Origin of the sequence: Streptomyces sp. NPDC015661, assembly GCF_043077765.1 — a bacterium.
GTDB lineage: Bacteria > Actinomycetota > Actinomycetes > Streptomycetales > Streptomycetaceae > Streptomyces.
In genome coordinates this window covers 448327-461374 of record NZ_JBIBST010000003.1, presented here as the reverse complement: position 1 = coordinate 461374, position 13048 = coordinate 448327, and the positions used below count along the sequence as shown (strand labels likewise).

At 71.6% G+C, this 13048-nt stretch carries 10 protein-coding genes; 5 read left to right on the top strand and 5 right to left on the bottom strand.

Features of this window, described 5'->3' with window-relative positions; genetic code table 11:
* Window positions 1–13: 13 nt before the first annotated feature.
* The 4 genes from ACF07V_RS10545 to ACF07V_RS10530 form a co-directional block, all read right to left on the bottom strand.
* Window positions 14–655 (bottom strand): DUF2567 domain-containing protein, encoded by a 642-nt coding sequence (locus ACF07V_RS10545; protein WP_392153020.1) that lies wholly within the window; start codon window positions 653–655, stop codon window positions 14–16.
* Window positions 656–886: 231 nt separating this feature from the next.
* Complete coding sequence (locus tag ACF07V_RS10540; protein WP_392153019.1) at window positions 887–1711, bottom strand: ABC transporter permease; 825 nt, start codon at window positions 1709–1711, stop codon at window positions 887–889.
* 40 nt (window positions 1712–1751) lie between these two features.
* Entirely contained in the window at window positions 1752–2723 is a 972-nt protein-coding gene (locus tag ACF07V_RS10535) for an ABC transporter ATP-binding protein (protein WP_392153429.1), read from the bottom strand.
* A 20-nt stretch (window positions 2724–2743) separates the two neighbouring features.
* Entirely contained in the window at window positions 2744–4075 is a 1332-nt protein-coding gene (locus ACF07V_RS10530) for an NYN domain-containing protein (protein WP_392153017.1), read from the bottom strand.
* Between the two features lie 216 nt (window positions 4076–4291).
* On the opposite strand from ACF07V_RS10530, the gene ACF07V_RS10525 reads away from it, so the two are divergent.
* Complete coding sequence (locus tag ACF07V_RS10525; protein WP_191094710.1) at window positions 4292–4465, top strand: hypothetical protein; 174 nt, start codon at window positions 4292–4294, stop codon at window positions 4463–4465.
* Between the two features lie 73 nt (window positions 4466–4538).
* On the opposite strand, the gene dnaE is transcribed toward ACF07V_RS10525, so the two are convergent.
* Complete coding sequence (gene dnaE / locus ACF07V_RS10520) at window positions 4539–8078, bottom strand: DNA polymerase III subunit alpha (protein WP_392153016.1); 3540 nt, start codon at window positions 8076–8078, stop codon at window positions 4539–4541.
* 156 nt (window positions 8079–8234) lie between these two features.
* On the opposite strand from dnaE, the gene ACF07V_RS10515 reads away from it, so the two are divergent.
* The 4 genes from ACF07V_RS10515 to ACF07V_RS10500 all read left to right on the top strand — a co-directional run bounded on the left by ACF07V_RS10515 (window position 8235) and on the right by ACF07V_RS10500 (window position 12976).
* Entirely contained in the window at window positions 8235–9560 is a 1326-nt protein-coding gene (locus ACF07V_RS10515; protein ID WP_392153015.1) for a DUF2252 domain-containing protein, read from the top strand.
* 62 nt (window positions 9561–9622) lie between these two features.
* Window positions 9623–10309, top strand: a complete 687-nt coding sequence (locus ACF07V_RS10510) for a hypothetical protein (protein WP_392153014.1) — start codon at window positions 9623–9625, stop codon at window positions 10307–10309.
* A 53-nt stretch (window positions 10310–10362) separates the two neighbouring features.
* Window positions 10363–11178: a DsbA family protein gene (locus tag ACF07V_RS10505; protein ID WP_392153012.1), complete on the top strand. Its 816-nt coding sequence runs from the start codon at window positions 10363–10365 to the stop codon at window positions 11176–11178.
* Window positions 11179–11326: 148 nt separating this feature from the next.
* Complete coding sequence (locus ACF07V_RS10500) at window positions 11327–12976, top strand: alkaline phosphatase D family protein (protein WP_392153010.1); 1650 nt, start codon at window positions 11327–11329, stop codon at window positions 12974–12976.
* Window positions 12977–13048 lie beyond the last annotated feature (72 nt).

Below are 13048 nucleotides of genomic sequence, written 5' to 3'. Positions count from 1 at the left end.
CCTCGCGGGGTCGTCAGTGTGTGCTCGGCCCCTGGGTGTACGGCTTCGGCTGCCCCCAGGGTTCCGGCTCCGGGTCGCGGGGGCCGAAGGCGGCCGTGAGCGCCAGGTGGACGATCATCGCGGCGAGCGGCCAGGCCAGCATCGCGGCGGCCCCCAGGTTCAGTTCGAGCGGCGCCTCGAAGGCGACGTTCGGGCCGACGGCCTTCGCGTGGGCGACCACGTCGTCGGTGGGGCCGAAGTAGGTGCCGATCCCCCAGGCGAGCAGCGAGCCCAGGACGCCGCCGAGGGCCAGTCCGAGCACGAGCGGGACGCCGCCCTTGCGGCGCAGCAGGAAGACCACGAGCGCGGCGACCGCGCCGAAGGCGAGCGCGAGGAGCACGAACGTTCCGTCGGCGCCGATCGCCTGCTCCCCCTCCGAGTTCCGGAGGTAGACGCCCTTGCCGTCCGAGATCAGCAGGACGCGCGGGGCCAGGTTCAGCCACAGGACTCCGAGGAGCGCTCCCGCGACCGCGGAGACGAGGGTCACCAGCACGCCCTGCACGACCTCGGCAGCCGTGATCGGGTCACCGGCCGGGCCGTCGAACGGCGGAGTTGGCGGGGGCCGGTCGGGATCGTGCGGCTGCGGCTGGTGAGGCGGAGTCAGAGGTGCGGTCACCCCGCCATCGTGCCAGGTGTCCCTGTGGCCCGCCTCAGCGGACGGCGGCCCACGCGTAGGCCCGGCCTCGGCCGACCGCGACCCACGCGTAGGCCCGGGTCCAGGCGACCGCGGCCCATGCGAAGGCCCGGGTCCAGCCGACCGCGGCCCATGCGAAGGCCCGGGTCCAGGCGACCGCGGCCCATGCGAAGGCCCGGGTCCAGGCGACCGCGGCCCACGCGTACCCCGGCCTCAGCGGACGGCGGCCCGCCGGTAGGCCCAGGTGGCGACGGCGAGCGAGACGAGGCCGACGGCCCCGCACACGGCGAGGTCGACGGCGACGGCCGCCCAGTCGGGGTGCGGGTCGAAGGTGCGGGCCAGGGCCTCCACGCCGTACGTCGACGGCAGCAGGTCCCGCGCCCAGCCGATCGGTCCCGGCAGCCGCTCGGCCGGGAGGACGCCGAGGAGCAGGGCCGCCGACATGCCGAGCTGGCCGAGGAGGGTGGCCAGCTCCTGGCGGGGCGCGAGGAGCCCGAGCGCCGCGCCGAGCCCGGCGAGCGCCGCCCCGGCGAGCGGCACGACGGCGCCGAGGATCCACAGGTGGCCGAGGGGCAGCCCGAAGAGCACGGAGCCGGCGACGGCCGTGACGGCGGTCCCGGGCACGGTGAAGGAGGCGTACGCCCCGGCCGCGCCGAGCACGACGGCGGCGGGCGGCACGGGCAGGGTGGCGTAGTGGTCGAGGCCGCCGCCGGCCCGCAGCTGCCCGAAGTACTGGGCGAGCAGGTTGAGCGCGACGAAGGCGACGACGAGGACGGTGGAGCCGGCCACGACGGCGCGCGCCTCCGAGCCGCCGTCGACGACCCCGCGCATCAGGACCATGATCCCGATGGACTGGAAGGTGGCGACGAAGAGCAGCGGGATCCGGGCGACACGGGCCCGGGAGAGCTGGGCGCGGTAGACCGCGGCCAGCGCCGGAAGGAGCCGGGCGCGCGGGGCGAGGGGCGCGGCGCCGTCCTCGTCCCGGCTCGTGGCGGGGAGCGCGCCGGTCGGCAGGACCTCGGCGGGCACGGTGCTCACTGCGTACAGCTCCTGACGGTCACGGGCGGTTCGTGGCGGGTCACGCCTTCACCAGCCCCTCGGTCGCGCCGCCCAGCGCGAGGTACACGTCCTCCAGGCTGGGCGTGGCCAGGGTGAAGTCGTCGAGCGCGGCGAACGCCGCCCCGCCGGTGACGGTGGCGACGGCCGCGCGGGCGGCGTCGGGGGCGAGCCGGAGGTGCCAGCGGCGTCCGGTCTCCTGGGCGTGCGCGCGCAGCTCGGCGACCTCGGGGAGGTGGAGCGGCGGCGTGTCGCGCCACACCAGCTCGACGCGGACCTCGCCGGCGACCCGCTCCTTGAGGCCCGCGGGGGTGTCGCAGGCGATGACCCGGCCGCGGTCGAGGACGGCGACCCGGTCGAGGACGGTCTCGGCCTCGATGACGTTGTGGGTGACGAGGAGCACGGTGGTGCCGTGCTCGGCGCGGCGCCGGTCGACGGCGGCCCAGACGGCGCGCCGGGCGACCGGGTCCATGCCGGTGGTGGGTTCGTCGAGGACGAGGACGGGCCGGCGGCCGACGAGTGCGGCGGCGAAACAGGCGAGCCGGCGCTGTCCGCCGGAGAGCTTCTTGAGGGGGCGGCCGGCGATCTCGCCGAGCCCGAGCTCGTCCAGGACGGCGTCGCGCTCGGCGCGGGCGTCGTGGGCGGTGAGGCCGCGGAGGCGTCCGGTGGTCTCGGCGGCGAGGGAGACGGTCAGCTCGTCGAGGGCGGTGGACTCCTGGCCGAGGTAGGCGAGGAGCCGTGCCGCCCGCTCGGGGTGGCGCACCAGGTCGTGGCCGAGGAGTTCGACGGTGCCGGAGTCGGGGCGCATGAGCCCGGTGAGCTGGCGGACGAGGGTGGACTTGCCGGCGCCGTTGGGGCCGAGCAGGCCGAAGATCTCGCCGCCGCGCACGTCGAGGCTGATCCCGTCGGTGGCCCGCACCTCGGGGGTCGCGGGCGCGCCTCGCCTGCCGCGCGTGGCGGGGTACGTCTTGACCAGATCCCGCACCACGCACACCGTACTCACGGGGGAAGAGCCTACGGGGTCGGCGGGGCCGCTCCGGGCGCGGGGGCGTGTTCGGCGGCGGCCCGGACGTCGATCTCGCGCCAGAACCCGGCCCGGATGGCGTACCGGTCGTGCTCGTCGATCTGGTCGTCCTTGTGGGCGAGAAGTCCGAAACGGGCGGCGTAGCGGAGGAGTTCGCCGTCGATGCGGTGCGGGATGCGCGGGTACAGGGTGGAGAGCTTCTGGACGTGGCTCTGCTCGGGGAGCCGTTCCATCCAGCGGCGGGCGAACACCTGTCCGACCTCGAAGGGGTCGCCGCCGACGGTGGTGATGTCCTCCTCGCGGTCGGCCCAGCGCTGCTCGGCGCTGGTGAGCGTGGCGAGGGTGGGCAGGGTGGCGGTCTCGGCCGGTTCGCCGACGGAGGGGGCGGGGCGCTCGACCCAGCCCCGGTCGGAGGACCAGCGCAGCGCGCTCGCGCCGTGTGTGACCTGGGTGGCCGGGGCGCCGGGGCCGCGCAGTCCCGCCAGGTCCTTGGGGGTGGGGACGCCCCTGCCGGGCGACGCCGGGGCGGGGACGCCGTCGCCGTCGCCGTGCTCGTCGCCGTTGACGTGTCCGTTGTGGTGGAGGTGCTCGTGGCCGCCGTCGCCGTTCGCGTCGACGGGGGCCGGTCCCCCGTTCCGTACGGCGGCTGCTGCCTCGGCGGCCCGTTCGGCGGAGGCGGCGAGGGCCGCCTCGGGCAGTGGCGCGGAGAGGATGGCGGCGATCTCCGGGCGCGGGGCGGGCGGCGGCGCGCAGATGCCGGTGAGGTCCTTGGCGCGGACGGCGCGGGTGATCCAGGCCCGGTCGAGGACCCGCCGTTCGTCGGCCTCGGCGACGAGGTCCTCGGACTGGTTGTAGTCGCCGTCGGCGGCCTGGACGGCCCAGAGGTGGACGGCGACGCCGTGCTCCTTGGCCGACATCAGGCCGGGCAGCAGATCGCCGTCGCCGGTGACGAGCACGATGTCGGAGCAGGCCCTGTTCCTCGCGAGCTCGGTCAGCTCGGTGTGCATGGCCGCGTCGACGCCCTTCTGCGCCCAGCGCCCGTCGCTCCTGGTCAGAGCGCCGAGCCGGACGGTGACCCGGGGCATCACACGGAGCCGGCGGTGCTCGGGCTGGGGCACCCGGTCGGGCGCGCCGTCGAACCAGTAGATCCGCAGGAGGGGCAGCGCGGTCTCGGCCTCGGCGCGCTGCCGCAGCTGCTGGATCAGCCCGGCGTGGTCGACGGTGATCCTGGAGCGGGCCGGTTCCCCGGCGAGGAGACTGGCGGCGGCGCCCAGCAGGTAGCCGGCGTCCACCAGGACGACGCAGCGGTCCACGTGTTCCACCCTCTTTCGGGAGCCTCGGGTTCGAAAGGGTGCTTCGGGTTCCTTCGAGTCTGCCCGACGGCCAGGTGCTTGACGTCCGGAACTGGATCATCGGCGTGGCGAGTATCACTCCCGCTCGCCCCCTACGCTCCGTAATGATCCAACATGCGGCGGTTCGTACCGTGTGTGAGTCTGACAGCGGCCCTGGCCCCTAGGTCCCTTTGAGGAGGCAACCCCATGGCCAAGAACCGCAACCAGAACCGCAGTCAGAAGCAGCAGTCGCCGGCCGAGCGCGGCGCCCAGCAGGCGCAGCAGTCGGCGATGGAATCGCAGGCCGAGCAGCGCGCGAGCCAGGTCACTCCGGGTGACATGGCCCGCAAGGGCCGTCAGAAGCGTTTCGGCCACAACTGACGGTTCGCATACGGCAAAGGGGCGCGCCCGTGACGACGGGCGCGCCCCTTGCGCGTGGGTGGGGGCGGTGCGGCTAGCCGGCGAGGCAGGAGGGGCCGAGCAGCACCTTCAGGTCGCCGAAGAGCGCCGGATCGGGCTGCACCCGGTGCCGGTCGAGCCGGAGCACGGTGGTCTTCCGGGGGCCCTGGAGCTTGATCCGCACCTCGGTGTTGCCCTTGTGGTGCTTGAGGATCTCGCCGAGCCTGCTGACCATCGGCGGGGTCACCTTCACCGTCGGGATGGTGAGGACGACCGGCGCGTTGGTCCCGGCGTTCGACAGGTCGGGGACCATCAGCTCCATGGCGACGAGGCGGGGCACGTCCTCGCGCTTGTCGAGGCGGCCCTTGACGAAGACGACCGTGTCCTCGACGAGCTGGGTGGAGACCAGCTGGTACGTGGCCGGGAAGAACATGCACTCGATGGAGCCGGCCAGGTCCTCGACGGTGGCGATCGCCCAGGCGTTGCCCTGCTTGGTCATCTTGCGCTGGAGGCCGGAGATGATGCCGCCGATGGTGACGACGGCGCCGTCGCCGTGCTCGCCGCCGGTCAGCTGGGAGATCGCCGCGTCCGTCTTGTCGGACAGGACGTGCTCGATGCCGAAGAGCGGGTGGTCGGAGACGTAGAGGCCGAGCATCTCGCGCTCCTGGGCGAGCAGGTACGACTTCTCCCACTCGACGTCGGAGAACTCGACGTCCAGGCCGAAGCCGGGCTCGTCGCTCGCCTCGTCGCCCATCCCGCCGAAGAGGTCGAACTGTCCCTCGGCCTCCTTGCGCTTGACCGCCACCACGTTGTCGATCATGGGTTCGTGGTGGGCGACCAGGCCCTTGCGGGTGTGGCCCATCTCGTCGAAGGCGCCGGCCTTGATCAGCGACTCGACCGTCCGCTTGTTGCAGACGACGGCCTCGACCTTGTCGAGGAAGTCGGGGAAGGAGGAGTACTTCCCCTTGGCCTTGCGCGATTTGATGATCGACTCGACGACGTTGGTGCCGACGTTCCGGATGGCGGAGAGGCCGAAGAGGATCACGTCGTCGCCCTGGGCGGCGAAGTTCGACTCGGACTCGTTGACGTTGGGCGGGAGGACCTTGATGCCCATGCGGCGGCACTCGTTGAGGTAGACCGCGGACTTGTCCTTGTCGTCCTTGACCGAGGTGAGCAGTCCCGCCATGTACTCGGCGGGGTGGTTGGCCTTGAGGTAGGCGGTCCAGTAGGAGACCAGGCCGTACGCGGCGGAGTGCGCCTTGTTGAAGGCGTAGCCGGCGAAGGGGACCAGGACGTCCCAGAGGGCCTGGATGGCCTCGTCGCTGTAGCCGTTCTTCTTGGCGCCGGCCTGGAAGATGGTGAAGTTCTTCGCCAGCTCCTCGGGCTTCTTCTTGCCCATGACGCGGCGGAGGATGTCGGCCTCGCCGAGCGAGTAGCCGGCGATGATCTGGGCGGCCTTCTGCACCTGCTCCTGGTACACGATGAGGCCGTAGGTGACCGCGAGCACCTCTTCGAGCGGCTTCTCCAGCTCGGGGTGGATCGGGGTGATCTCCTGCTGGCCGTTCTTGCGCAGGGCGTAGTTCGTGTGCGAGTTCATGCCCATCGGGCCCGGCCGGTACAGGGCGGACACGGCGGAGATGTCTTCGAAGTTGTCGGGCTTCATCAGCCGCAGCAGCGAGCGCATCGGGCCGCCGTCGAACTGGAAGACGCCGAGGGTGTCACCGCGCTGGAGCAGTTCGAAGGTCTTCTGGTCGTCGAGCGGCAGCGCCAGGAGATCGATGTCGATCCCCTTGTTGGACTTCACCATCTTGACGGCGTCGTCCATGATCGTGAGGTTGCGCAGGCCGAGGAAGTCCATCTTCAGCAGGCCGAGCGACTCGCACTGCGGGTAGTCCCACTGCGTGATGGTGACGCCGTCGGTGTGCCGCACCCAGATCGGGGCGTGGTCGACGATCGGCTCGCTGGACATGATCACGCCGGCGGCGTGCACGCCCATCTGGCGGACCAGGCCCTCGACGCCCCGGGCGGTGTCGATGACCTTCTTGACGTCCGGCTCGTTCTCGTACATCGCGCGGATCTCGCCGGCCTCGCTGTAGCGCGGGTGCGAGGGGTCGGTGATGCCGTTGAGGTCGATGCCCTTGCCGAGGACGTCGGCGGGCATGGCCTTGGTGAGCCGGTCGCCCATGGCGTACGGGTAGCCGAGGACGCGCGCGGAGTCCTTGATGGCGTTCTTCGCCTTGATCTTTCCGTACGTGCCGATCATGGCGACCTTGTCGGCGCCGTACTTCTCGGTCACGTACCGGATCACCTCGACGCGCCGACGCTCGTCGAAGTCGATGTCGACATCGGGCATCGAGATGCGCTCGGGGTTGAGGAAGCGCTCGAAGATCAGACCGTGCGGGATCGGGTCGAGGTCGGTGATGCCCATGGCGTACGCGACGATCGAGCCGGCCGCGGAGCCTCGGCCGGGACCCACGGCGATGCCCTGCTTCTTCGCCCACATGATGAAGTCGGCGACGACGAGGAAGTAGCCGGGGAAGCCCATCGAGATGATGGTGTCCATCTCGTACTCCGCCTGCTTGAGGCGGTCCTCGGGGATGCCCCCGGGGAAGCGGCGGGCCATGCCGCGCATGGTCTCCTCGCGGAACCAGGTGACCTCGGTGTAGCCCTCCGGGATGTCGAACTTCGGCATGAGGTTCTTGGCCTCGAACATGCCGGAGGTGTCGATCTGCTCCGCGACGAGCAGCGTGTTGCGGCAGCCCTCCTGCCAGGCGTCCGAGGAGTCGACGGCGTACATCTCGTCCGTGGACTTGAGGTAGTAGCCGGTGCCGTCGAACTTGAAGCGGTCCGGGTCCGAGAGGTTCTTGCCGGTCTGGATGCAGAGCAGGGCGTCGTGCGCGCCGGCCTCGTGCGCGTACGTGTAGTGCGAGTCGTTCGTGACCAGCGGCGGGATGCCGAGCTTCCTGCCGATCTCCAGGAGCCCGTCGCGGACCCGGTGCTCGATCTCGATGCCGTGGTCCATCAGCTCCAGGAAGTACCGGTCCTTGCCGAAGATGTCCTGGTACTCGGAGGCGGACTTCAGGGCCTCGTCGAACTGGCCGAGGCGGAGGCGGGTCTGCAGCTCTCCGGAGGGGCAGCCGGTGGAGGCGATCAGGCCCTCGGACCACTGGGAGATGGTCTCCTTGTCCATCCGGGGCCACTTCTGCAGCCAGCCCTCGGCGTACGCGTCGGAGGACAGCTTGAAGAGGTTGTGGAGTCCGGTGGCGTTGGCCGCCCAGATCGTCTTGTGGGTGTAACCGCCGGAACCGGAGACGTCGTCCCGCTTCTGGTGCGGCTGGCCCCACTGGATCTTCCGCTTGTTGCGCCGGGACTCGGGCGCCACGTACGCCTCGATGCCGATGATCGGCGTGACCCCGGCCTTCTTCGCGGTGTGGAAGAAGTCGTACGCCCCGTGCAGGTTGCCGTGGTCGGACATGGCGATATGGGTCATGCCCATCTCGTTGCACGCGTTGAACATGTCCTTCAGCCGCGCGGCACCGTCCAGCAGCGAGTACTGGGTGTGGACGTGGAGGTGCGTGAAGGGCGGCTTGGTCACGGGGGAGGCCTCCGATGAATTTCTGGGGGGACAGCGTGGAAGTCTACGTCGGCCCACTGACAGATCGCGGGCACTCGCCGGTACCGTCGAGCGTTGGGAGAACGGGAACACCTGTCCCATTTGTCATGAGCAGTCTTGCACCAGGAGGCACCCTCGATGTCGGTCCCGCAGCCCACCGCAGCCGAGCGCGGTGAGCACATCCTCGCCGTCTTCGACACCGCCTTCGGCGAGCTCCTCGCCGCCGACCCCGCGGCCTTCCGCGTCAAGTTCCGGAAGATGGCCGGCTCCGCCTTCGCCTTCTACCGCGGCACGGCGTGCCTGTTCTACGCGGACCTGGAGCACGAGACGCACGGCGGCCCCTACCTGGACGAGCAGACCGGCCGGGTCTGGATCCACGGCGATCTCCACGCGGAGAACTTCGGCACGTACATGGACGCCAACGGCCGGCTCGTCTTCAACGTGAACGACTTCGACGAGGCCTACGTCGGCCCCTTCACCTGGGACCTCAAGCGGCTGTCCGCCTCGCTCGCCCTGATCGGCTACGCCAAGGCGCTCAGCGACGAGCAGATCACCGGGCTCGTCCGGATCTACGCGGGCGCGTACCGGGAGCGGATCCACGCGCTGGCCACCGGCGCCAAGGGTGACGAGGTCCCCGCCTTCACCCTGGAGACCGCGGACGGGGCGCTGCTCGGCGCCCTGCGCGAGGCCCGGGCGCTGACCCGCTTCGGGCTGCTCGACTCGATGACCGAGATCCGCGACTTCGAGCGCCGCTTCTCGGCGGGCGGCGGCGCGATCGAGCTGGACGCGGCCACCCGGTACAAGGTCCTCGCCGCCTTCGACGGCTACCTGGAGACCCTGCCGGAGTCCTCGCTCGCCCGCCCCGACTCCTACCGGGTGAAGGACGTCGTCGGGCGGCGCGGGATCGGCATCGGCTCGGCCGGCCTCCCCTCTTACAACATCCTCCTGGAGGGCAACAGCGACGCCCTGGAGAACGACGTCGTGATCTACCTCAAGCAGGCGCAGACCCCGGCGGTCTCGCGGCACGTCACGGACGCGGCGGTACGGGGGTACTTCCAGCACGAGGGCCACCGCACCGTGATCTCGCAGCGGGCGCTCCAGGCGCACGCCGACCCGTGGCTGGGCTGGACGGAGCTGGACGGGGCGGGCCAGCTGGTCGCCGAGGTGTCGCCGTACGCGGTGGACCTCGACTGGTCGGACATCGACGACCCGCAGGACATCGCGGCCACCGTCGCCGACCTGGGCCGGGCGACGGCCACGATGCACGCGGCGGCGGACGACTCCAGCGGTCACTCCCTGGTCCCGTTCTCGACGGAGCGGGCCATCGACGCGGCGATCGCCGCCGACGAGGAGGGCTTCGCCGAGCTCCTGGTGGACTTCGCGCACGCGTACGGCGCGCGGGCGCGGGCGGATCACCAGATCTTCGTGGACCTCTTCCGCAACGGCCGGATCCCGGGGCTGTAGGGGCGGATCCACAGGCTGCGCTTAAGGCCGTCTTACGCGCGGGCATGGGACACTCCACGACGATGGACATGGCAGGGACGCAGCTGAGGGCGCTGCGGGCGGCGTTCTTCACGGCACTGGTCGTGACGCTGTCCGTGGCGTCCCACGTGCTGCTCTCCGGCGTGCCGCTGCCGCTGGGGACGGTCGTCCCGGTCGCGGTCGCCGTCTTCGCCGTGGCGTACGCGCTGGCCGGCCGCGAGCGCGGGTTCGGTCCGATCGCCGGGCTCCTCGTCCCGCTGGAGCTGGCCGCCGACACCCTCTTCACCAGCGGGCAGGCGGTCTGTTACGGGCCCGCCGGCGGCCCGGTCGCCGGTTCGCTGCGCGCGGTGGGGGTGGACGTCTTCTGCGGCGGCGCCGTGGGCACGCCGCTGCCCGGTGTGGTGACCCCGCAGAGCGGGAGCGCGGCCGCGCTGCTCGACTCCCCCGACCCGGCGCTGCCGTGGCTGCTGCTCCTGGCCCATGTGGGCGTGGGGCTCTCGGCGGCCTGCTGGCTGCGCGGCGGGGAGCGGGCGCTGGCCCGGCTGCTCCGCGCGGTGGAGGCCTTCGCGTTCCGGCCGCTGCTGCTCGTGGCGGCCTTCTTCCGGGCCGCCGGTCCGGCGCCGCTGCGGGCCGGCCGGCCCGCCGGGCGGCCCCGGGCCTCCCGTGCCCGGCTCCTCGTGCACTCCGTCGGGCGGCGGGGGCCGCCGCGTCCGGTGCTCGCTCTCGTCTGAGCGGGTTCCGCGCCTCCCCCTGCCTTTCCCCACCTTTCACGGAGAACACGATCATGAGTGCACGCAACAACCAGGCCAACAAGGCCGCCGCCCGCGAGCGACTGCGCGAGGAGCGCGAGCGCCAGGCGAAGAAGGACCGGGCGCGCCGGCAGCTGATCGTCGGCGTCTCGGCCGTCGCCGTCCTGGCCGCCGCCGGCGGCATCGGCTTCGCGATCGTCCAGTCGAACAAGCCGACCCAGTGGGAGGCGGCGGCCGACGCGAAGAGCGTGACGGCCCCGAAGAACACCACGGGCACGAACGGCACGACCGTCGTCATCGGCAAGGACTCCGCGAAGAAGACGCTGGAGCTGTACGAGGACTCGCGCTGCCCGGTCTGCGCGACCTTCGAGCAGAGCGTGGGCTCCACGGTCGAGAAGGACGTCGAGGCCGGCAAGTACAAGATCAAGTACGTCGGCGCGACCTTCATCGACAACGGCATCCCGGGCGAGGGCTCGAAGAACGCCCTCTCGGCGCTCGGCGCCGCGCTGAACGTGAGCCCGGAGGCCTTCCTCAAGTACAAGGCGGCCCTCTACTCCACGAAGTTCCACCCGGAGGAGAAGGACGACAAGTTCGCCAAGGACTCCTACCTCCTCGAGGTGGCGGACTCGGTCCCGGCCCTCAAGGGCAACGCCGAGTTCAAGAAGAACGTCGAGGACGGCACCTTCGACGCGTGGGCGATGAAGATGTCGAAGGCCTTCGACGCGAGCGGGGTGCAGGGCACGCCGACCCTGAAGATGAACGGCAAGGCCGTCACGGTCCAGGGCACGGAGAACCCGCCGATGACGGTGGCCGAGTTCAACACGGCGATCGACGCGGCCCTCAAGGCCTGACGCCCCGCCCGAGAAGACCGCCATGGCCCCGGACCGACCCGGTCCGGGGCCGAGGCGTACCCGGCCCGGGCGTCCGCCGGGCGACGAGTCGGCGAACTTCCGGAATTCGCCTGCCCCTGGGGCGTACTCGTCAGTAATCTGACTGCCCGTGACCAGTCGTTTCATATCTCCTGCCCCCACGCGGCGCGCCGTCGTCAAGGCCGCCGCCGTCACCGCCGTCGCCACGCCCGCCCTGCTCGGCGCGGCCTCTCCGGCGCTCGCGGACTCCGGGGCACCCGCCTTCCTCCACGGCGTCGCCTCCGGCGACCCGCTGCCCGACGGCGTCCTGCTCTGGACGCGCGTCACCCCCACCCCCGAGGCCGTGCCCGGCTCCGGCCTCGGCCCCGACGTCCAGGTCGGCTGGGAGCTGGCCGAGGACCGCTCCTTCGCCCGGGTCGTCGCCTCCGGCACCACCACGGCGAGCGCCGCCTCCGACCACACGGTGAAGGCCGACGTCCGGGGCCTGCGCCCGGCCACCGCCTACTGGTTCCGCTTCACCGCGGGCGCGACCGTCTCCCCCGCCGCCCGCACCCGCACCGCGCCGGCCGCCGACTCCGCCGCGCCCGGTGTCCGCTTCGGCGTGGTCTCCTGCGCCAACTGGGAGTCCGGCCACTTCTCCGCCTACCGCCACCTCGCGACCCGCTCGGACCTGGACGCGATCCTCCACCTCGGTGACTACATCTACGAGTACGCCACCGGCGCCTACCCCGAGGCGAAGTACGTCGTGCGGCAGCACGAGCCGCGCCACGAGATCGTCTCGCTCGCCGACTACCGCACCCGGCACGGGAAGTACAAGACGGACGCCGACCTCCAGGCGCTGCACGCGGCGCACCCGGTGATCGCGATCTGGGACGACCACGAGTTCGCCAACGACGCCTGGTCGGGCGGGGCCGAGAACCACACCCCGGGCACCGAGGGCGAGTGGGCGGCCCGGGTGGCCGCCGCGAAGCAGGCCTACTTCGAGTGGATGCCGGTCCGCACCTCCACGGAGGGCACGGTCTTCCGGCGCCTGCGCTTCGGCAAGCTGGCCGATCTGCATCTGCTCGACCTTCGTTCCTTCCGCTCCGCGCAGGCGAAGACGGGCAGCGGCACGGTCGACGACCCGGAGCGGAGCATCACGGGGCGGGCGCAGCTGGACTGGCTGAAGGCCGGGCTCGCCGGTTCGGACGCGACCTGGCAGCTGGTCGGCACCTCGGTGATGATCTCGCCGGTCGCCTTCGGCTCCCTGCCGGCGTACCTCCTGGAGCCGCTCGCCGGGCTCCTCGGCCTGCCGAAGGAGGGGCTCGCGGTCAACGTCGACCAGTGGGACGGCTACACCGACGACCGCAAGGAGCTGCTCGCGCACCTGACCGCGCGGGCGATCCGGAACACGGTCTTCCTGACCGGCGACATCCACATGGCCTGGGCCAACGACGTGCCGGTGAAGGCCGCGACGTATCCGCTCTCGGCCTCGGCGGCGACCGAGTTCGTGGTCACCTCGGTGACCTCGGACAACCTGGACGACCTGCTGCACGTGGCTCCGGGCACGCTCTCGGTGGTGGCCGCGGGCGCCGTGAAGGCCGCCAACCGCCATGTGAAGTGGGTGGACATGGACTACCACGGCTACGGCGTGCTCGATGTGACGGCCGAGCGCTCGCAGATGGACTACTACACGGTCTCCGACAAGGCGGATCCGGCCGCGACGACGGCCTGGGCGCGCTCGTACCGGACGCTGAGCGGAACGCAGCGTGTCGAGCGGGTGTACCAGCCGGTGCTGTAACCGCCTCCTCAACGGCGATTTTCAGCCATGATCTCTTCTGTTAACGGGAGATCACATCACTACGGCGGGTGG

Coding starts and splice junctions, on each gene's coding strand:
- ACF07V_RS10510 (WP_392153014.1), top strand. CDS start 9,623: ATGGACATGGCAGGGACGCAGCTGAGGGCGCTGCGGGCGGCGTTCTTC.
- ACF07V_RS10525 (WP_191094710.1), top strand. CDS start 4,292: ATGGCCAAGAACCGCAACCAGAACCGCAGTCAGAAGCAGCAGTCGCCG.
- ACF07V_RS10515 (WP_392153015.1), top strand. CDS start 8,235: ATGTCGGTCCCGCAGCCCACCGCAGCCGAGCGCGGTGAGCACATCCTC.
- ACF07V_RS10505 (WP_392153012.1), top strand. CDS start 10,363: ATGAGTGCACGCAACAACCAGGCCAACAAGGCCGCCGCCCGCGAGCGA.